Origin of the sequence: Paraburkholderia dilworthii, assembly GCF_000472525.1 — a bacterium.
Classification (GTDB): domain Bacteria; phylum Pseudomonadota; class Gammaproteobacteria; order Burkholderiales; family Burkholderiaceae; genus Paraburkholderia; species Paraburkholderia dilworthii.
In genome coordinates this window covers 17,834-35,992 of record NZ_AWZT01000008.1, presented here as the reverse complement: position 1 = coordinate 35,992, position 18,159 = coordinate 17,834, and the positions used below count along the sequence as shown (strand labels likewise).

The following is an 18,159-nucleotide window of genomic DNA, read 5'->3' as shown; positions in this document are numbered from 1 at the left end:
TACGACCTAATGAGCCTTTAATAATATATTGGACACGCGCATCGCAAGATCGCATTCTTGCCCGACGGGCCCGAACTACACTGGACCGACGAGCAAGACAAAACAGACCGGAGATCCCCATGCCATACAACCGTCGTTCGAAGAACATCACGCAAGGCGTGGCCCGTTCGCCGAACCGCTCGATGTACTACGCACTCGGCTACCAGAAAGAAGATTTCGATAAGCCGATGATCGGCATCGCGAACGGCCATTCGACCATCACGCCGTGCAACGCCGGCTTGCAGCGTCTCGCCGACGCGGCGGTCGCCGCGGTCAAGGGCGCGGACGCGAATCCGCAGATTTTCGGCACGCCGACGATTTCCGACGGCATGTCGATGGGCACCGAAGGCATGAAGTACTCGCTCGTGTCGCGCGAAGTCATCGCGGACTGTATCGAGACCTGCGTGCAAGGCCAGTGGATGGACGGCGTGGTCGTGATCGGCGGCTGCGACAAGAATATGCCGGGCGGCATGATCGGCCTCGCGCGCATTAACGTGCCGGGCATTTACGTGTATGGCGGCACGATTCGTCCGGGCAACTGGAAGGGCACTGACCTGACCATCGTGTCATCGTTCGAAGCGGTCGGCGAATTCACCGCGGGCCGGATGTCGCAGGAAGATTTCGAAGGAGTCGAAAAGAACGCGTGCCCGTCGACGGGCTCATGCGGCGGCATGTACACCGCCAACACGATGAGCTCGTCGTTCGAGGCGCTCGGCATGTCGCTGCTGTATTCGTCGACGATGGCCAATCCGGATCAGGAAAAGGTCGACTCGGCCGCTGAATCGGCGCGCGTGCTCGTCGAAGCGGTGAAGAAAGATCTGAAACCGCGCGACATCATCACGAAGAAGTCGATCGAAAACGCCGTGGCGGTGATCATGGCGACGGGCGGCTCGACCAATGCCGTGCTGCACTACCTGGCAATCGCGCACGCGGCCGAAGTGGAGTGGACCATCGAGGACTTCGAGCGCATGCGCAAGAAAGTGCCGGTGATCTGCAACCTGAAGCCGTCGGGCCAGTACGTCGCAACGGATTTGCACAAGGCAGGCGGCATCCCGCAGGTCATGAAGATTCTGCTGGATGCGGGTCTCTTGCATGGCGATTGCATCACCATCACAGGCAAGACGCTCGCTGAGGAACTGAAGGACGTGCCGGGCAAGCCGCGCGCCGATCAGCAGGTGATTTTCCCGATCGAACAGGCGCTCTATAAGGAAGGCCACCTCGCGATCCTGAAGGGCAACCTGGCCGAAGACGGCGCGGTCGCAAAGATCACCGGGCTGAAGAATCCGGTGATCACCGGTCCGGCTCGCGTGTTCGACGACGAGCAAAGCGCGCTCGAAGCGATTCTCGCCGACAAGATCGGCGCCGGCGACGTCGTGGTGTTGCGCTACCTCGGCCCGAAGGGCGGTCCGGGCATGCCGGAAATGCTCGCGCCCACTTCGGCGATCATCGGCAAGGGGCTCGGCGAAAGCGTCGGCCTGATCACCGACGGCCGTTTTTCGGGCGGCACGTGGGGCATGGTGGTCGGCCACGTCGCGCCCGAAGCGTTCGTGGGTGGCACGATCGGCCTCGTGCAGGAAGGCGACTCGATCACGATCGACGCGCACAAGCTGCTCTTGCAACTGAATGTCGACGACGCTGAACTCCAGCGCCGCCGCACCGCATGGCAGCAGCCGAAGCCGCGCTATACGCGTGGCGTGCTGGCGAAATACTCCGCTCTCGCACTGCCGGCCAATAAGGGTGCGGTAACGGGCTGAAGCCACACGCGCGGGGAGCGGCGGGTCGGCCGAAAGCCCTCCTGAAGCCCTACGTAAAAGCGAAAGGGGCGCACGAAAAACCGTGCGCCCCTTTCCTTTTATAATGCTCGGACCACAAGCCGGGCAACTGCACCGGCGGAGACCAGAATGAAATCAATGTCGTATGCGGTGCTTGCAGCGGCTGCTGTGTTCGCCGCCGTCTCGATCGGCGTCAGTCCGGCTGCGCATGCGGAGGCGGCGACGGGACTCGCGCTTGCCCAACAGCAGAACTGCATGAGTTGCCACTCTGTCGCGCGTCCGTTCATGGGGCCGGCGCTGCACGATGTCGCGGCGAGATATGCCGGCCGCGAGGACGCCGCCATCTATCTGAAGCACAAGATTCTGGACGGCAGCACTGGCGTGTGGGGCCAGGTGCCGATGCCCGCGAATACGCAGCTCACGCCCGAGCAGGCGGCTACGCTGGCGGGCTGGGTGCTGACGCTCAAGTAGCGCGGGCTGATGCGATTCGTTGATTCGATCGATCGCGCGCGTTGGCACGGCTCGATTGGTCTCACCGCGCTCGAGGCGCCGCTACACCAACTGTCACGCGCGGCCAACTGTCACGCGCGGCCCGATTGCCGCGCAATCTCCGCTTCGACCGCTTCGCGTACCCAGCCGGCCATCTCGCTTTCAAGCGTCATCACGACTTCGCGCGTGATCTGATCGACGAGCCGCGCCGTATGCTCCTCCACGGCGCTACGGCAGCGTGCCTCGATGACGCCGCGTCCGTCGCCCGCAAGAAAGTCCGCGAACCGTTCGCGCACACGCTCGCCGATGTGTCCCGCATCGACGCCCGATGGTGCCTGCGTGTCTGCTTCCTGAGCAATATCCGGCGGCACCGTGGCGGCTGCTTCAAACGGCGGCGGCGGCTCGGTCCGATCGAACGTGGCCGCCGATGCCGCCAGCGCGTCGTCATGCGCATGGTCAGCTTCTGCAGCGAGATGCGGCCGCGATTTGTTTATGACATGAGCATGATCAGGCTGAGGCGCGTGATGAGCCGGATGCACGTGATCCGTCGAATGCGCACGATCCGCAGCCGAACGGGCCGCAGCGCCAGCCCCAATCTCAGCCCCCAAAGGCTGCGGCGCAAGCACCGGTTCGGGCGCAAGCGTTTCTTCCGGTGTGAGAACCGGCTGCGGAGCGAGTTCGGGCTCCGCTGTGATGTCCGTTTTGCGAAGCGCCTCGGGTTCGCGCAGCGGCGCGTCGGCCGGAGCAGCAGCCGGAGCATCCGGCGCGGCGCCACCGCTTTGCGGCTCACGCCGCTGGGCCGTATGGCCCGGCACGAGCACTTCGCTCAAAACCGGGATCGAGTTATCGTTGGGATCGGACACGTGCGCCCTCCGTGTTTGAGTCCTGGCGGAAGCAGGCCGCGTATGCGCCGGATACGTCTGGCAAAGGACACAACGCGGCGCGGGACGAAGACCTAGCCGCCCTGCTTGTAGTTGTTCAAAGCATAGCCGCGATCGCGATAGAAGCGATAGCGTTCGCGACCGGCAATGAGCTCGTCCTGTGCGTTACCGACCACTTCCAGCAATCTTTCGAAGCGCGCGAATTGCGCGGGTACGCTCGCGCCCAGATTGAGCAGCACCTGGTGATGAGGGACGTCGTCGAGATTCGTGGCCAGCACGATCGGCGTTTGCGCGGCGAGCGGCGTGCCCGCCATGCAATGCGGCACGAAGTCGAGCGCCGAAAAGGTCCACAGCTGTTCGTCGAAAGCGCGCAGGCGCTCGGGCTCGGCGACCACGATGGTCGGCTGCCCCGCCAGGTACGCCTTGCGCACCAGGCGGCACGCATACAGCAGCGAGTCGCCGACGTTCGAGTGAAAGTCGATTCTCGTCATCGGCGACTCCGCTTTGCGTCGAGTGCGACCGCTCGCACGCGTGCAACGTTACTGCGATGCGTCATTGCGCGGCGCGACCGTCCGCGGCCCGGTCGATCAAAAACTGCGCGAGCAGCGGCACCGGACGGCCCGTGGCCCCCTTCGCCGCACCGCTCTTCCATGCGGTGCCGGCGATGTCGAGATGTGCCCACGGGTACGAATCCGTGAAGCGCGACAGGAAACACGCCGCCGTCACGCTGCCGGCCGGACGACCGCCGATGTTGGCAACATCTGCGAAATTCGACTTCAGCTGGTCCTGATACTCGTCATCGAGCGGCAGGCGCCAGGCCGGGTCCGATGCCTCACGCGATGCGTCGAGCAGCTCACCCGCGAGCGCGTCGTCTTTCGAGAAGAGACCACTGTTGTGGTGACCCAGCGCGATGATGCAAGCGCCCGTCAGCGTGGCAATGTCGATCACCGCGGCGGGCTTGAAGCGCTCGGCATACGTCAGCGCGTCGCACAAAATCAGGCGCCCTTCGGCGTCCGTATTCAGCACTTCGATCGTCAAACCCTTCATGCTGGTGACGATATCGCCCGGCTTGGTGGCCGTGCCCGACGGCATGTTTTCGACCGCCGGAATAATGCCGACCACGTTGATCTTCAGACCCATTTCGGCGACGGCGCGCAACGTGCCCAGCACCGAACCGGCGCCGCACATGTCGTACTTCATTTCGTCCATGCCTTCGCCGGGCTTCAGCGAAATGCCGCCCGTGTCGAACGTCACGCCCTTGCCGACCAGCACGACCGGCGCAGCCTTCGCGGCGCCGCCCTGGTACTGCAGCACGATGAACTGCGCGGGTTCGACCGAGCCGGCCGTGACCGACAGGAACGAGCCCATCTTCAGCGCTTCGCACTGTTTTTCGCCGAGCACTTCGACCTTCAGCTTCCAGTCTTTCGCGAGCTTCTTTGCGGTGTTCGCGAGATAGGTCGGCGTGCAGACGTTGCTCGGCAGATTGCCGAGGTCGCGCGTCAAGTCCATGCCGTTGGCGAGCGCCGCGCCCTGCTTCGCGGCGAGCTTGGCGGCCTTCTCGTCGCCGGTATTCACGCTGAAGACGATGCGCTTTAACGCGCGCACCGAGTTGTCCGGCTTGCTCTTCATCTGCGTGAACTTGTAGGTCAGTTCGCGCAGCGCGAGGATTGCGGCGCGCACGCCCCAGTCGGCCGAACGCTCGAGGATAGGCAGTTGGGCCAGCGTAAACGTGACCTGGACGATCTTGGTGCCAAGCAGCGCGCGCCATGCCGCGCGCACCGCTTCGCCATAGGCTTTCTGGCTGAAAGCGTCCTGTTTGCCGAGGCCGACGAGCAGCACGCGCGATGCGCCGATACCCGAGACTTCATGCAGGAACAGCGTGGTGCCCGCTTTGCCGTCCATGTCGCCCGCCTTGATGATGCGGGTCAGGAGGCCCTTGGTGGCCGCGTCGATCTCAAGTGCCGCGCCCGAGAGCGTTTGCGACTCGAACACGCCGATTACGATGCAATCCGATTTCCCGGTGAGGAAACCGTTTGACGAGCCTTTGGTCCAATCACAGGCTTTTATGCTAAAGTCCATCGCGCTTGTCCTCGGATAAAATCTGGGCTTAGGATGAAAGCCGCAATTATCCGCTATTTTTCCCGCGGCGGCTGCACCGGAGGCGTGACGGGAAGCAACCCGCGCGTCGCTGAGAGCGCCCCCTCTCGTCATCAATAATGATCTTCGAACGCTCCCTCCAGCGCGAACTCGCGTATACGGCTGGTGCCGTGTTCATGGTTCTCCTCACGCTCGTGCTGACCACGATGATGATCCGCATCGTCGGCTTCGCAGCCTCGGGCGAGATCGACCCGCGCGACGTGCTGGTCCTGATCGGCCTGACCGTGATCGGCTATCTGGCCATCATGCTCGTCGCCACGCTGTTCGTGTCGATTCTGTTCGTGCTGACGCGCTGGTACAAAGACTCCGAGATGGTCGTGTGGCTGTCGTCAGGCGTGAGTCTCACGCAATTCATCAAGCCAATCGGCATCTTCGCCACGCCGATCATCATCCTCATCATGTTTTTCGTATTCGTGGGCTGGCCGTGGTCGAATCAGCAGAGCAAGCTGATCCGCGCGCGCTTTCAGCAGCGCGATGAAGTCTCGCTGCTCGCACCGGGCCAGTTCCGCGAATCGGCTGCAAGTCACCGGGTGTTCTTCATCGAGAAGATGTCGCCCGATCAGGGCCACGTCGAGAACGTGTTCGTGACGAGCACCGAGAACGGCAAGGTCAATGTGGTGGTGTCGAAGAACGGCCACACGGAAACGCATAAGAATGGCGACCGCTTCGTCGTGCTGGAAAACGGCCGCCGTTATGAAGGCGAGCCGGGGCATCCCGATTTCCGCATCATGGAGTTCGAGCGTTACGGCGTCAAAATCGAGAGCCAGCCGGTCGTCAATACGCCGAGCACCACCGGCACGCCCACCCTCGCGCTACTGCGCAATCCGACGAGAGAAAATCTCGCGGAGTTTGCCTGGCGCGCAGGTTTACCGCTCATCGCGATCAACCTGATGCTGCTCGCCATTCCGCTTGCGCATCAGAATCCGCGGCGCGGCCGCACGATCAATCTCGTCATGGCCGTGCTGATCTATCTGACGTATTCGAATCTGTTGAACGTGGTGCAGTCGTGGATCGAGCAAGGCAAGATGTCGTTTGGGGTTGGGCTCGTGATTCTGCATGTGATCGTGGCCGCGATTGTCGCGTTCATCTTCTGGCTGCGCGTGCGCAACCGGCCGCTGTTCACGCGGGCCATGTTCACCCGTTCGCAGGGAGCGTGACCGATGCGCATCTATGAAAGGTACTTCGCGCGTCAGATTTATCTCACGTTTGTCTTCATTCTGTTCGCGTTTTCGGGTCTGTTCTTCTTCTTCGACCTGATCAACGAACTGAACTCGGTCGGCCACGGCAACTATAAATTCCAGTACGCGGTACTACGCGTTGCGCTGCAAACGCCGTCGCGCTTCTATGAAATCATTCCGGTTGCCGCGTTGATCAGCGCGATCTACGTGTTCGCGCAGATGGCGGCGAATTCCGAGTACACGATTTTCCGCGTGTCCGGGCTCGCCACCAATCAGGCATTGCGCTCTCTGCTGAAGATCGGCATTCCGCTCGTGTTCCTTACTTATCTGATCGGCGAAGTGGTGGGTCCATACACCGATCAGTTGTCGGAACGTGTGCGGCTGGAGGCGCTGGGGTCGTCGGTATCGAGCAACTTCCAGTCGGGCGTGTGGGTGAAAGATACGCTCACCGCGCGCTCGGATGGCGAGCAGGTCACGCGCTTTGTCAATGTCGGCGAACTGAAGCCGGACGCGACAATCAGTAACGTGCGGATTTACGAGTTCGATTCGAAGTTCCGGCTCTCGAACGTGCGCATTGCGAAGACCGGTGTCTATCAGCCGCCGGGGCATTGGCAATTGACCGGTGTGACCGATACCCAGTTGATCGACGTGCCTCCTCCGGGCACGCCGGCCGATGCACTGAACCCGGTGTATCGTGCGAGGCAAGTTGCGCTGCCTGAATATTCGCTGCGCTCGGAGTTGACGCCGCAGATTCTGTCGGTGCTGCTCGTGTCGCCGGATCGCATGTCGATGTTCAATCTGTTCCGCTACATCCAGCATCTGACCGAGAATCATCAGGACACGCAGCGTTATGAAATCGCGCTATGGCGCAAGCTGCTGTATCCGTTTGCGGTGTTCGTGATGCTGGTGTTGTCGCTGCCGTTCGCGTATCTGCATACGCGGGCCGGCGTGGTCGGCATGAAGGTGTTCGGCGGGATCATGCTCGGCATGAGCTTCCAGTTGTTCAACACGCTGTTCTCGCATATCGGCACGCTGAATACCTGGCCCGCGCCGTTGACGGCGGCAACACCGGGGCTGGTTTATCTCGTGCTGGGCCTCGTCGGGTTGAAGTGGGTCGATCGCCATTAGGAGCCTTTCATGGCTACGCATGGGTTGGTTCTGTTTGGGCATGGCGCGAGGGATACGCGCTGGCGCGAGCCGTTTGAGCGGCTTGCTCAGAAGTTGCGCGCGGCGCGTGCTTCTGATGACGGCGATGGGCTCGTCAGGCTGGCGTTTCTTGAGTTGATGAAGCCGGATTTGCTCACGGCAGTGGGCGAGCTTGTTGTCGACGGCTGCGACGTAGTCACCGTTGTGCCCGTGTTCTTCGGGCAAGGTGGACATATCCGGAAGGATTTGCCGGAATTGATTCAGCGGTGCCGGAACGCGCAGCCTTCTGTTGAAATCAGATGCGCTGTTGCCGTTGGTGAGGATGATGCTGTGCTTGATGCTGTCGCGATGTATTGTCTGCGGCAGGTTTGATGCGGCGGTTTCCACAGTCGATTGGCGACGCGTTTCAACCAGGCTAAGCGCCGCCACGCAGTCAGGATCCTAAGCGGCCACCAACATCCCACCCACTGACCGGACCTCGCTCAGCTCCCGCGCCGCAAACGCCTCCCCAATCATCACCAAACTCGGCTGCGAAGCATCCACCCACCTTTGCGCTTCGCCAGCCGCCAGTTCTTCCAGCGTCAACGTCAACATCCGCTCACGCTCGGTACTGCAAGCCTCGACAATCGCGACAGGCGTGGAAACCGGCTTCCCTGCATCGATCAACTGCTGCGCAATCTCAACGCCGCTATCACGGCCCATGTAAAACACGAGCGAATCGGCGTTCACCTGCTCGCGAATTTCATCGGAGCCCGGCGCGCGGCTGAACGTCGCCAGCGCGACACTGCGCGACACGCCGCGCAGTGTCAACGAGCGCTTCAGCGAAGCGGCGCTCGCCAATGCGGCCGTAATCCCGGGCACCACCTCGTACTCGATGCCCGCAGCCTCAAGAGCGCGCATCTCTTCATCAGCACGGCCAAACAGCATCGGATCGCCGCCCTTCAGGCGCACCACCACTTCGTGCTCCAAAGCGGCATCCACGATCTGCTTGTTAATGAACTGCTGCGCGGTCGACAGTTGTCCGCAGCGCTTGCCCACTGCAATGCGCCGCGCGTGGGACGGCGCGTAATCGAGCATCGCCGGCTCGACCAGTGCGTCGTGCAGGACCACATCGGCGGCGGCGAGAAGCCGCGCGCCGCGCACCGTAATCAGGTCCGCCGCGCCCGGTCCCGCACCGATCAGATAAACCTTACCCATTTGCCTAAGCCTGTTCGTCAGGGGCGTTCGCCGCGCGCGGCAGCGCTAACCATTTACGCCGAAAACGCCCGGATCATCCCGGCCGCGACGGTGTGATGCGTCGCTTCGTCGATCAGCACGAACGCGCCTGTGCCTTGATGCGAGTCGTACACGTCGCACACCAGCGGCTTTTGCAACGTCAGCGCCACGCGGCCAATATCGTTCATCGCCAGTTCCTTGCGATCGGTCGACTGCGACAGCGTATGCACGTCGAGCACTTCCTTGATCGAACCGATGCGCGCGAACACCGTATTGGTGGTCTGCTTCAGCAGATACTTGCGCTGCGTTGAGAGCGGCGTGTCGTCGAACCAGCACAGATCGGCTTCGAGCTTCTTCGCCGGTTCCGGAGCGGCTTCGCGAAGCACGAACGTATCGCCACGCGACACGTCGACGTCTTCCGCGAGACGGATCGTCACCGTCTGGCCAGCGAACGCGCGGTCCACGGCAGCCGTGCCGCCCACCACCGGTGCAATGATTTCGGCAACCGTCGCTTCGCGATTGGCCGGCAGCACGACGATCGTATCGCCAACCTTCACCTCGCCCGCTTCGACGCGGCCCATGTAGCCGCGGAAATCGTCGGCCTGGCTACCGTCCTGACGCGCCACCCATTGCACCGGGAAACGCAGCGCCTGGCCCGTCGCCACTTCAACCGGCAACGCTTCGAGCAGATCGAGCAGCGGCTCACCCGCATACCACGGCATGCTTTCGCTTGCGGTCACGATGTTGTCGCCCTTGAGCGCCGACACCGGCACGAAACGCACGTCGCTCAAGCCGAGCTGACGCGCGAGTTCGACATACGCGTCGCGAATCTCGTTGAAGCGCGCTTCGCTGTATTCGACCAGATCCATCTTGTTGATCGCGACGATCACATGCTGCAAACCGAGCAGCTTGACGATCGCGCTATGACGCTTGGTTTGCGGCAGCAGTTGCGCGGCACCGTCGATGAACGTCACACGCGTTGCGTCGACAAGAATAATCGCCGCGTGTGCCGTCGACGCGCCGGTCACCATGTTGCGCGTGTACTGCTCGTGACCCGGTGTATCGGCGATGATGAACTTGCGCTTCGCGGTCGCGAAGTAGCGATACGCGACGTCGATCGTGATGCCTTGCTCGCGTTCGGCTTCGAGGCCGTCCGTTAAGAGCGACAGATCGATTTCATCGCCAACGGTGCGCTTGTTCTTCGCGCGCGACAGCGCGGAAAGCTGGTCGGAGAGTACAGCCTTGCTGTCGTACAGCAGGCGGCCGATCAACGTGCTCTTGCCGTCGTCCACACTACCCGCGGTAATGAAACGCAGCACGCCGAGGTCTTCTGGTTGGTGAATGCCACTCATGATTGTCTTGCCCTCGTTCGTGTGCTTAGAAATAACCCTGCTTCTTACGCTGTTCCATCGCGGCTTCGGAGACCTGATCGTCCATCCGCGTCGCGCCGCGCTCCGTGATTTCCGTCACGGCCGTTTCGGCGATGATCTTCTCCAGATCGTCGGCATCGCTCTCAACCGGGCACGTGCAGCTGATGTCGCCAACAGTGCGGAAACGCACCTGTGCGGTTTCGCTGATTTCCCCTTCGCGCATCGGCGTGAGCGGCGTGACCGGCACGAGCAGCCCATTGCGTCGAACGATCTCGCGTTGATGCGCGTAATAGATCGACGGCAGTTCGAGCTTTTCGCGAGCGATGTATTGCCAGACGTCGAGCTCGGTCCAGTTCGAGATCGGGAACACGCGCAGATGCTCGCCGTTGTGCAAACGCGCGTTGTACAGGCTCCACAGTTCCGGGCGTTGCGCTTTTGGATCCCATTGGCCGAACTCATCGCGAAAAGAGAAAATGCGCTCTTTCGCGCGGGCCTTTTCTTCGTCGCGGCGCGCGCCGCCGATCAGCGCCGTATAGCCGTGTTGTTCGATGGTTTCGAGCAGCGTCACGGCTTGTGCGGCGTTGCGCGAATCCGTTTCGCGACGCAGACGCACGGTGCCGCGTTTGATCGAATCTTCAACGTGGCCGACCACCAGTTCCGCGCCAATCTCTTTCGCGCGACGGTCGCGGAAGTCGATCACTTCCTGATAATTGTGACCCGTATCGATATGCACGAGCGGAAACGGCAGCACGGTCTTGCGATTTGTGCCAATGCCGAACGCCTTGAGCGCGAGCGCGAGCACGACGACCGAATCCTTGCCGCCCGAAAACAGCAGCGCCGGCTTACTGCATTCGGCAACCAGTTCGCGCAGGATGTGAATCGACTCGGCTTCGAGCCAATCGAGGTGATCCATCCGGTTCGCCGTGTTGGCAAGCGGAGCGTTGACAGTGGAATCGAGCGTGGTGCTCATGTTTGGGTCCTTCGTTGATTCGCTTGTCGAGCGGTTGCTCGTCAAAGCGCTGATATTCAATTCGGTATGTGCGGCGTGAAGCGGCAAAGCCAAGCCTTCGACGCCGCACAAATCAGGCAATGCGTCAGGCCGGAGTGTTCTCGCTGCGGTCGACCGCAATCGGCGTAATCGTCGTGATATGCAGCCCGCATTCCTTCGTATCGCGCGACTCCCACCACCAGCGGCCCGCGCGGCTATCTTCGCCGGGACGCACAGCACGTGTACAAGGCTCGCAGCCGATGCTCGGATAACCGCGCGCATGCAGCGGATTCACCGGCACGTCGAACGCTTTAAGATAATCCCACACTTCGGCTTCGGTCCAGTCCGTGAGCGGATTGAACTTCGCGATGTTGCGCGCGGCATCGTGTTCTTCCTCGTGCAGTTCGGCACGCGTCACCGACTGCTCGCGGCGCTGACCCGTCACCCATGCGCTGACATTCGACAGCGCGCGGTTCAGCGGCTCGACCTTGCGGATTTCGCAGCAGCGCTTGCGCAGATCGACGCTTTCATAAAACGCGTTCAGACCGTGCGATGCGACGTATTCGTCGATTGCGGCAGCTTGCGGACGGAATTGTTCGATGTCGTAGCCATAGCGCTCTTTCACGCGATCGATCATGCCGAGCGTCTCGGCATGCAAGCGGCCCGTATTCAACGAGAAGATGCCGATTTTTACGCCGCGCGACAAAATGGCGTGCGTGAGCAGCATGTCTTCGGCGGCGAGGCTGCTTGCCAGTTTCACGTTCGCGTGACGTGCGGCGATCGAATCGAGCAGCGCGTCAAGGCGCTCGGCTTTCGCGGCGAGTTCCGGCGTGAGCGAATCCGACGGGACGGCGGCGCTCATGCCGGGACCTTTTGCGAAGCAGACGCAGCAGCCAACGCAGCACGGCGGCGGAACAGCGGTGCCGGTTCGTCGAATGCGCCCTGGTACTGCACGGTAAAGTCGTCGAATGCTTTCAGCGCGTCGCTGATGTCCTTGTCCGCGCGCACCGCAAAAGCGTCGAAGCCGCAACGGAACATCAAACGCACCTGGTCGCGCAGCACATCGCCGATCGCGCGCAGTTCGCCTTTATAGCCATAGCGCTCGCGCAACAGGCGGCCGATGCTATAGCCGCGGCCGTCGCGAAACACCGGGAAGTCCACGGCGATCACCGCGACCTTGTCGAAGTCGCCGGCGATGTCCGCCGGTTCGCCGTCCGGCGCGAGCCATACACCGAGTTCGGCGGCACTGCGCGACGCGCTCAATGCATCACGTTCAGCTTGCCAGAATGCGAGCGGTACGAGTACTTTGCCGGCCGGCAGTTCATTCACCGTGGGCAGGGAACCGTCTTCCGCCGGGCGCACCACCGTCCAGTCATCGTTGACGATCGCGCGGTTCTTGATGATAGAAGCCATCTGTTCTGTATCCTTTGCGCGGTTACGCGTGAGCCGGTTGACGCGACGCGTACACGCGTTCCTTGAACGGAGCAATGCCGATGCGGCCGTAGGTGTCGATGAAACGCTCGCCTTCTTCGCGGTTTTCAACGAACGTGTCGATCACCTTCGAGATCACGTCCGGCATTTCTTCCGCCGAGAACGACGGGCCGATCACGCGGCCGAGATGAGCGCCGGTCGCGCCCGTGCCCTGCTCGCCGCCGAGCGTCACCTGATACCACTCCGAGCCGTCCTTATCGACGCCCAGAATGCCGATGTTGCCGACGTGGTGATGACCGCAAGCGTTGATGCAGCCGGAGATGTTCAGCGACACGTCGCCCAGGTCGTACACGTAGTCGAGATCGTTGAAACGTTCCTGGATCGCGAGCGCAATCGGAATCGACTTCGCATTTGCGAGCGAGCAGAAATCGCCTCCCGGGCACGCGATGATGTCGGTGAGCAAGCCGATGTTCGGCGTCGCAAAGCCCAGTGCCTTGGCCTTTTCCCACAGCGCGAACAGGTCGCGCTTCTTGACGTTCGCGAGAATCAGGTTCTGTTCGTGCGAGACGCGGATCTCGCCCAGCGAATACTCGTCGGCCCAATCGGCGACCGCTTCCATTTGTGCGTCGGTCGCGTCGCCCGGAGCGACCACGCCGTTCTTCAGCGACAGTGTGACCGCTGCATAACCCGACACCTTATGCGGACGCACATTGCGCTCGACCCAGCGTGCGAACGCGCGGTTTTCCAACAAATGCTTTTCGAACGATGCGTCCGTGTCGGCCAGCTTCTCGTACACCGGCGGCTGAAAGTATTGCGACACACGGTCCAGTTCGGCTTGCGTGAGCGTCGAAGGACCGTCCTTCAGGTGCTGCCATTCTTCCTCGACTTGCGCGGCGAACTTCTCGGGGCTCAGCGCCTTCACGAGAATCTTGATACGCGCCTTGTACATGTTGTCGCGGCGACCGTAGCGGTTGTACACACGCAGCACGGCTTCGCTGTAAGTCAGCAGGTGCTGCCACGGCAGATCTTTGCGGATCACCGCGCCGACGATCGGCGTGCGGCCCAGACCGCCGCCCGCCAGAATGTCGACCACCAGTTCGCCCTCGGCATTGCGCTTCACGTACACGCCCATGTCGTGAATCTGCACGGCCGCACGGTCTTCGTGCGAACCGGACACGGCGATCTTGAACTTGCGCGGCAGCCACGCGAATTCGGGGTGGAACGTCGACCATTGACGCAAAATTTCCGCCCACGGCCGCGGATCGACGAATTCGTCGGGCGCCACGCCCGCGAACTGATCGGCGGTGATGTTGCGGATGCAATTGCCCGAGGTCTGAATACCGTGCATCTGCACCGACGCGAGCTTGCGCAGAATCTCCGGCGTGTCCTCAAGCTTGATCCAGTTGTACTGGATGTTCGAGCGCGTGGAGAAATGGCCATAGCCGCGGTCATGCTCGCGCGCGATCGTGGCGAGCATGCGAAGCTGGTCGCTGCGCAAATTGCCGTACGGAATCGCGATGCGGTGCATGTACGCGTGGCGCTGGTAGTACAGGCCATTCTGCAGGCGCAGCGGACGGAACTCCTCTTCGCTCAATTCGCCCGACAAGCGGCGGCGAACCTGATCGGCGTACTGCGCGACCCGTTCATCGACGATGGTCTGGTCGTACTGATCGTATTGGTACATTCGGGGACCCCAATTTTTTTGCGTTACCGCGTGACCCGCGACGGTCCGGTTCCGCCGCGCTCCTGAACGTCCGTGTTTGTCAGCTGACGCGAGGCAGGGTTTAGACCTATCTCTCATTTGCTTATAACAAATACAGATATCCATATTGAAAATGATGGACAGATCGTAATAAACTCGCCTTATATTTCAAACGACTAAAAAATTCTTTTGATATGCGGAGAGGTTATATATGAACCTGCATCAGTTCCGCTTCGTCCGCGAGGCTGTGCGGCAGAATTTCAATCTGACCGAAGCGGCCAAGGCACTGTATACAAGCCAGCCCGGCGTTTCCAAGGCGATCATCGAGCTCGAGGACGAATTGGGCGTCGAGATCTTTACGCGGCACGGCAAGCGCGTGCGCTCGCTGACCGAACCGGGCCGCATCATTCTTCAGTCGGTTGAGCGGATCTTGCAGGAAGTGGAAAGCCTGAAGCGCGTCGGCAAGGACTACGCGGCGCAGGATCAGGGCAACCTCGTGATCGCCGCCACGCACACGCAGGCGCGCTACTCGCTGCCTGCCGCCATCGCCGAGTTCAAGAAACGCTTTCCGAAGGTACACCTTTCGATTCTGCAAGGCAGCCCGACGCAGGTGGCTGAGATGGTGCTGCACGACCAGGCCGATCTCGCCATCGCCACGGAGGCGATCGCCAACTATAAGGAACTCGTCTCGCTGCCGTGTTTCCAGTGGCATCACGTGGCGGTGATGCAGCCGGACCATCCGCTGCTCGACCGCAAGCTTTTGTCGCTGGACGATCTCACCCAGTATCCGCTGATCACTTACGACAACGCGTTCGCCGGCCGCACCAAGATCAACGAGGCGTTCCGGCTGCGCGGCCTGCATCCGGACATCGTGCTCGAAGCGATCGACGCCGATGTGATCAAGACCTATGTGGAACTGGGTCTCGGCGTCGGCATCATGGCGGATATTGCGTTCAACGCGGAGCGAGACCGTCATTTGCGCGCGATGCCCGTCGGCCACCTGTTCGGCAGCAACGTGACACGGGTCGCGCTGAAACAGGGCGCGTATCTGCGCAGCTATGTGTACACGCTCGTCGAACTGCTGTCGCCGAGCATGAACCGCAAGCTGATCGAACAGGCGCTCAAGGGCGAACACGAAACCTACGAACTTTGAACCCACCACCGCTTCCTGCTATCCCGCTACGGAGACCCATCGATGACGTCGCATAAAAACAGACTTCGCGGCCTCGCCGCTCTCGGCGCTCTTTTGTTCGCCACCGCCGCACACGCCGACATCAAGGTCGGCATCGACCTGTCGAGCACTGGTCCGGCGGCCGTCATCGGCATTACGAGCAAGAACGCGATGCTGATGTGGCCGGCCACCATCGCCGGCCAGAAAGCCGACTACATTTTTCTCGACGACGCCTCCGACCCCGGCGCCGCCGTGCGCAACATCCGCAAGCTCATCAACGAAGACCACGTCGACGTGATCGTCGGCCCGAACATCACGCCGGCCGCGATGGCCGCGCTCGATCCGGTCGCCGAAAGCCAGACGCCGATGATCACGCTAATCGGCTCGGCAAGCGTCGTGGAGCCGCAGGAAGGCAAAAAAGTGTGGGCCTACAAGATGGCGCAGACCGACAGCGCGATGGCCGACGTGATGACGCGCTACATGTCGAACCACAACGTGAAGACGGTGGGCTTCATCGGTTTCGCGGACGGCTACGGCGAAAGCTGGCTCAACGAGTTCAGCAAGTTCGCGGCGCTGCGCCACATTCAACTGGTCGCGACGGAGCGCTATAACCGCACCGACGCGAGCTTGACCGGCCAGATTCTCAAGCTGATGGCCGCGAAGCCCGACGCGATTTTGATCGCAGGCGCGGGCACGCCGACGGTGCTGCCGCAGCGCACGCTGATCGAGCGCGGTTTCAAAGGCCCGATCTATCAGACGCATGGCATCGCGACGCCCGAGTTCATCAAGCTCGGCGGCAAGGATGTGGAAGGCACGCTGTTCCCGACGCAGCCGGTCGTGGTCGCGCGCACCTTGCCGGCCGATCATCCGGCGAAAAAGGCGGCGCTCGCGTTCGCGAACGAATATGAAGCGAAGTACGGCCCCGGCAGCGTCACGCAATTCGCAGGCGATGCGGCCGGCGTCTATCCGCGCTTGCAGGACGCGGTGACGCGCGCGCTCAAAACCGCGCAGCCGGGCACGCAGGCTTTCCGCGTGGCCTTGCGCAATGAACTGGAGCATGCGCATGAACTCGTCGTGCCGAACGGCGTCGTCAGCACGAGCGCGAAAGACCACGTGGGGCTGGATCAGCGCGCGAGCGTGATGGGCATCGTCAAAAACGGCAAGTTTGTTTATTTGAGTCAATAAGCCATTTAAAGTACGTCCGTGCGCGCGGCGGCGTTGCAGGCTCAACCTGCGCGCCGCAACCTCCGTGTACCATGCTGACGGCCAGCTTGCGGTGAGCGCGAGCTCAGGCTAATTTGCCGATTGCGCGACGAGCGTGCGGCGCGCCCGCTTGTCGAGGCCACCGCCGATTCCGCGTGTATCGCCAGTCCGTGAAGTCCGTCAGATCGCGCATGATAAAGACCAGAAAACGCATCATCATCGCCGCTGTCGTCGCCGTCGTGGTTCTCGCGATCGCGATCGCCCAGGCGATTCGAAAGCGCGAGACGCCCGCGGCCACGGCCGACACGATCTCTTCCGTCATCGAATTCTCCCCCGACGATCTCACCACGGTCGGCCGCCGCACGCTCGTCCAGACGCTGCCGCTGACCGGCTCGCTGCGCGCCGTCACGCAAGCCGCGGTCAAATCGAAAGTAGCGGGTTCGGTACTCGAAGTCGCCGTGCGCGAAGGCGATTCGGTCAAAGCCGGGCAGATCCTCGCGAAGATCGACGCGCGCGACTACGTGGCCCGTGCCGAGCAAAGCCGCGGTCAGATGGCCGCGATGGCGGGCCAGCTCGACATTGCGAGACAAACGCTCGAAAACAATCGCGTGCTCGTAGAAAAAGGCTTCATTTCGAAGAACGCGTTCGACACCGCGCAAAGCCAGTACGACATCGCCCGCGCGAATCTCGATGCGGCGCGCGCGGCGCTGGCGTCGTCGAATCTGTCGCTCGCCGATACCGTGGTGCGCTCGCCGCTCAACGGACAGATCGCGTCGCGATCGGTCGAGCCAGGCGAAAAGATCGCCGTGGATACGAAGCTCTTCGACGTGGTCGATCTGCACACGCTTGAGCTCGAAGCGCCGGTGCCGGTCGGCGAGATCGGCCGCGTGCGAATCGGCCAGCCGGTGCGAATCGCGTTCGATGGAATCGATACGCCCGTAGCAGGCGCGATCACGCGCATCAATCCCGCCGCGCAGCCAGGTTCGCGCTCGATCATGGTGTATGTCCAGGTTGCGAATCCATCGGGCGTATTGCGCATCGGCATGTTCGGCACCGGCACGATTTCGGTGGGCAGCCGGCCAGATGTTTTGGCGGTGCCCGCCACTGCGGTGCGCACCGATGCCGCGCGCCATAGTGTGTATGCGCTCGTCGGCGGCAAGCTGATCGAAGAGCCGGTGCAGACCGGAATCACCGGTGACGCAGACGGCGGCACGTGGACCGAGATCGTCGGCGGCCCGCTCGCACCCGGCCAGCAGATCGTGAAGAACAATCTCGGCTCGTTGCGCATCGGCAGTACGGTGCATATGGTGCCCGCTGCCGGAGCGGCAATGTCCACACCGGCGTCCGCGCCGACGCCTGCCGCCAGTGCCGCCAACGCGTCCAACGCGCCCGGCTCCGGCCAGCGCTGAGCGGAGCC

At 62.1% G+C, this 18,159-nt stretch carries 17 protein-coding genes; 8 read left to right on the top strand and 9 right to left on the bottom strand.

Annotated features, from left to right (window positions below):
• The first annotated feature begins 119 nt into the window (after positions 1-119).
• Together ilvD and F759_RS0109790 are read left to right on the top strand one after the other, a co-directional pair.
• Positions 120-1,793 (top strand): dihydroxy-acid dehydratase, encoded by a 1,674-nt coding sequence (gene ilvD / locus F759_RS0109795; protein ID WP_027799691.1) that lies wholly within the window; start codon positions 120-122, stop codon positions 1,791-1,793.
• Positions 1,794-1,940: 147 nt separating this feature from the next.
• Entirely contained in the window at positions 1,941-2,282 is a 342-nt protein-coding gene (locus F759_RS0109790; RefSeq protein ID WP_027799690.1) for a c-type cytochrome, read from the top strand.
• A gap of 110 nt (positions 2,283-2,392) precedes the next feature.
• Here the strand turns inward: F759_RS0109790 and F759_RS0109785 are convergent, their stop codons facing one another.
• The 3 genes from F759_RS0109785 to F759_RS0109775 all read right to left on the bottom strand — a co-directional run bounded on the left by F759_RS0109785 (position 2,393) and on the right by F759_RS0109775 (position 5,260).
• Entirely contained in the window at positions 2,393-3,163 is a 771-nt protein-coding gene (locus tag F759_RS0109785) for a DUF2486 family protein (RefSeq protein WP_027799689.1), read from the bottom strand.
• A gap of 92 nt (positions 3,164-3,255) precedes the next feature.
• Complete coding sequence (locus tag F759_RS0109780; protein WP_027799688.1) at positions 3,256-3,672, bottom strand: DNA polymerase III subunit chi; 417 nt, start codon at positions 3,670-3,672, stop codon at positions 3,256-3,258.
• A 61-nt stretch (positions 3,673-3,733) separates the two neighbouring features.
• Positions 3,734-5,260 carry a leucyl aminopeptidase gene (locus tag F759_RS0109775; RefSeq protein ID WP_027799687.1) on the bottom strand — a complete coding sequence of 509 codons (1,527 nt, stop codon included), beginning with the start codon at positions 5,258-5,260 and terminating at the stop codon, positions 3,734-3,736.
• A gap of 137 nt (positions 5,261-5,397) precedes the next feature.
• Between F759_RS0109775 and lptF the strand changes: the two genes are divergently transcribed.
• The 3 genes from lptF to F759_RS0109760 are packed head-to-tail and all read left to right on the top strand — an operon-like array spanning position 5,398 to position 8,034.
• Positions 5,398-6,495: an LPS export ABC transporter permease LptF gene (lptF, locus tag F759_RS0109770; protein ID WP_027799686.1), complete on the top strand. Its 1,098-nt coding sequence runs from the start codon at positions 5,398-5,400 to the stop codon at positions 6,493-6,495.
• Positions 6,496-6,498: 3 nt separating this feature from the next.
• Complete coding sequence (lptG, locus tag F759_RS0109765) at positions 6,499-7,644, top strand: LPS export ABC transporter permease LptG (RefSeq protein WP_027799685.1); 1,146 nt, start codon at positions 6,499-6,501, stop codon at positions 7,642-7,644.
• A 9-nt stretch (positions 7,645-7,653) separates the two neighbouring features.
• Positions 7,654-8,034, top strand: coding sequence for a sirohydrochlorin chelatase (locus F759_RS0109760; RefSeq protein WP_027799684.1), 381 nt, complete (start codon positions 7,654-7,656; stop codon positions 8,032-8,034).
• Between the two features lie 69 nt (positions 8,035-8,103).
• On the opposite strand, the gene cobA is transcribed toward F759_RS0109760, so the two are convergent.
• The 6 genes from cobA to F759_RS0109730 form a co-directional block, all read right to left on the bottom strand.
• Positions 8,104-8,859, bottom strand: a complete 756-nt coding sequence (gene cobA / locus F759_RS0109755) for a uroporphyrinogen-III C-methyltransferase (protein WP_027799683.1) — start codon at positions 8,857-8,859, stop codon at positions 8,104-8,106.
• 53 nt (positions 8,860-8,912) lie between these two features.
• On the bottom strand, positions 8,913-10,229 hold the full coding sequence (locus F759_RS0109750; RefSeq protein WP_027799682.1) for a sulfate adenylyltransferase subunit 1: 1,317 nt from the start codon (positions 10,227-10,229) through the stop codon (positions 8,913-8,915).
• A gap of 25 nt (positions 10,230-10,254) precedes the next feature.
• Positions 10,255-11,217 carry a sulfate adenylyltransferase subunit CysD gene (cysD, locus tag F759_RS0109745; RefSeq protein WP_027799681.1) on the bottom strand — a complete coding sequence of 321 codons (963 nt, stop codon included), beginning with the start codon at positions 11,215-11,217 and terminating at the stop codon, positions 10,255-10,257.
• A gap of 124 nt (positions 11,218-11,341) precedes the next feature.
• On the bottom strand, positions 11,342-12,097 hold the full coding sequence (locus F759_RS0109740) for a phosphoadenylyl-sulfate reductase (RefSeq protein ID WP_027799680.1): 756 nt from the start codon (positions 12,095-12,097) through the stop codon (positions 11,342-11,344).
• Positions 12,094-12,648 carry a DUF934 domain-containing protein gene (locus F759_RS0109735; protein ID WP_027799679.1) on the bottom strand — a complete coding sequence of 185 codons (555 nt, stop codon included), beginning with the start codon at positions 12,646-12,648 and terminating at the stop codon, positions 12,094-12,096. The genes F759_RS0109740 and F759_RS0109735 overlap by 4 nt, the downstream gene beginning before the upstream one ends.
• Before the next feature lie 22 nt (positions 12,649-12,670).
• A complete protein-coding gene (locus F759_RS0109730; protein WP_027799678.1) occupies positions 12,671-14,350 on the bottom strand; it encodes a nitrite/sulfite reductase in 1,680 nt (559 codons plus the stop codon).
• A 229-nt stretch (positions 14,351-14,579) separates the two neighbouring features.
• Between F759_RS0109730 and F759_RS0109725 the strand changes: the two genes are divergently transcribed.
• The 3 genes from F759_RS0109725 (at position 14,580) to F759_RS37510 (ending at position 18,151) form a co-directional block, all read left to right on the top strand.
• Positions 14,580-15,521: a CysB family HTH-type transcriptional regulator gene (locus F759_RS0109725; protein ID WP_020065144.1), complete on the top strand. Its 942-nt coding sequence runs from the start codon at positions 14,580-14,582 to the stop codon at positions 15,519-15,521.
• 42 nt (positions 15,522-15,563) lie between these two features.
• Positions 15,564-16,724 (top strand): ABC transporter substrate-binding protein, encoded by a 1,161-nt coding sequence (locus tag F759_RS0109720; RefSeq protein ID WP_027799677.1) that lies wholly within the window; start codon positions 15,564-15,566, stop codon positions 16,722-16,724.
• Positions 16,725-16,933: 209 nt separating this feature from the next.
• The gene (locus tag F759_RS37510; protein ID WP_063829652.1) at positions 16,934-18,151 is read left to right on the top strand and encodes an efflux RND transporter periplasmic adaptor subunit; all 1,218 of its coding nucleotides are present in this window, start codon (positions 16,934-16,936) and stop codon (positions 18,149-18,151) included.
• Positions 18,152-18,159 lie beyond the last annotated feature (8 nt).